Below are 513 nucleotides of genomic sequence, written 5' to 3' on the forward strand. Positions count from 1 at the left end.
ATGCAATATGACTCATTCTATCTGTTGTTTTTAATTTATATTTATTATTTAACACTTCTTTTAATAAAGTAGAAGTATCTATTAGACCTTTCATTATTAAATCAGCTTGTCCTTCATCTACTGATTTAACGCACTCAGAAACAGTATGTGCTTCATCATCTGTTTGTATAATTTTAATTCTATTAAATTCATCATGGGTTAAATTGAATGATCTAATCAACTCATCTTGCGGCTGTTCATCAAATAATATAAAATTCGCTTGAGTGTATTTTATAGCTTTAACTATTGCTTTAATAACCCCTTCATCATTTGATTTACAAACTGCAATTGTTGCTGAAATATTTTGACCTTGATTTATCATATCATTAAATTGCATTTAATCCCCTCCTTCTAATATCATAATCAAATTTTGATGATTATTCCATTTTTTCAATGTTTACTTTTAATCATTATCTCATATATAATATAAGTTATTAATCAATAGGAGTTTTAACTTATGCAAAAGTACATTGC

The 513-nt window shown here is 25.7% G+C and carries 1 protein-coding gene; it reads right to left on the reverse strand.

Going from position 1 to position 513, the window contains the following annotated elements:
• Positions 1–376, reverse strand: a 376-nt coding sequence (locus CD129_RS12775) for a phosphate acetyl/acyltransferase (protein WP_478335183.1), incomplete at its 3' end; no start/stop codon positions are given.
• Positions 377–513 lie beyond the last annotated feature (137 nt).

The organism is Mammaliicoccus fleurettii, assembly GCF_003970575.1.
Taxonomy (GTDB): Bacteria; Bacillota; Bacilli; order Staphylococcales; family Staphylococcaceae; genus Mammaliicoccus; species Mammaliicoccus fleurettii.